General features: G+C 68.7%; 2 pseudogenes. Both read right to left on the bottom strand.

Annotation, left to right across the window (positions count from 1 at the left end):
- A pseudogene (locus AC3A6R_RS27115) lies at positions 1-159 on the bottom strand (chemotaxis protein CheW); the annotation flags it as partial.
- Positions 160-190: 31 nt separating this feature from the next.
- Positions 191-505, bottom strand: a pseudogene (locus tag AC3A6R_RS27110) (methyl-accepting chemotaxis protein); the annotation flags it as partial.

The following is a 505-nucleotide window of genomic DNA, read 5'->3' as shown; positions in this document are numbered from 1 at the left end:
CGTCACCGCGTCGTAGCCGCGAAGCTCCTGCACCTTCTGGATGTCGATGCCGTATTCCTCCTGGCCGAGCGTGAAGGAAAGGAATTCCAGCGGCCGCGCCGGCCGCGAAGGCGGGGTGTTGCGGTTGTCCGGATGGGACTTGGATGTGTTTGCGCTCATCGGGAAATCTGTGGTGGTTGTCACTGGGGGTTCAAAACTCGGTCCAGTCGCCGCCCGCGGTGGCCAGTTGCGGGGCGTCCTGGGTCTTCCTGGCTGGCGCGGGGCGCCGGAGCCTGGGGGAAAGGGTGTCGGGCTGCGGTGGCTTGGCCAACGCGGTGGCGGGGCGGCGCGCATTCGCCAGCGCCACGGCCGTGGCCGCGCCGCCTTCGATGCGGAACACGCCGACCGATGACTGCAGCTTCGCGGCCTGTTCCTGCATCGACTGCGCCGCGGCCGCAGCCTCTTCGACCAGCGCCGCGTTCTGCTGCGTCACCTGGTCCATCTGCGCGATCGCCTGGTTCACCTG

Source organism: Variovorax sp. Soil_C_19, from assembly GCF_057657255.1.
This window is presented reverse-complemented; position numbering and strand designations above follow the sequence as displayed.